Below are 626 nucleotides of genomic sequence, written 5' to 3'. Positions count from 1 at the left end.
GGTGGAAGGAGACCTGTACCGTGGAAGAGCGGATGCGGTTTGTGGTGGCGGTTGAGAAGCGCGAGGAATCGTTTGCGGCGACCTGCCGGCGGTTCGGCGTGAGCCGCCGGATCGGGTACAAGTGGCTGGCGCGCTTTGAGGAGGAAGGGACTGTCGGCCTGCTCGACCGTTCACGAGCTCCACAGCACCACCCGCACGCGATTGCGCCGGACATTGCCGAGCGCTGCCTTGAGGCGCGGCGAGCGCATCCGAGCTGGGGGCCGGTGAAGGTGCGGGCCTATCTGGAACGCCGCGCGCCCAAAACAGACTGGCCGGCGGCGAGCACGATCGGAGAGCTGTTCGATCGCGAGGGGCTGACGGTGAAGCGCCGGCTGCGCCGGCGCAGCCCGCCATCGAGTGCGCCCTTTGCCTATTGTGAGGCCGCCAACGACGTCTGGTGCATCGACTTCAAGGGCTGGTTCCTGACGGGCGACGGCGAGCGGTGTGAACCGCTGACGATCACCGATGCCCATAGCCGCTACCTTCTGCGCTGCCAGGCGCTGCCGCACACGGACACCGAGCATGTCTGGCCGGTGCTCGACGCCGCGTTCCGCGAGTTCGGGCTGCCCCGTTACATGCGGTCGGAC

General features: G+C 67.9%; 1 protein-coding gene. It reads left to right on the top strand.

Annotation, left to right across the window (positions count from 1 at the left end):
- Positions 1-20 precede the first annotated feature (20 nt).
- Positions 21-626 (top strand): helix-turn-helix domain-containing protein (locus tag ACZYOF_RS44210; RefSeq protein ID WP_463719653.1); only part of this gene is annotated, 606 nt, incomplete at its 3' end.

Source organism: Bradyrhizobium sp. LeoA1Lang, assembly GCF_055413685.1.
This window is presented reverse-complemented; position numbering and strand designations above follow the sequence as displayed.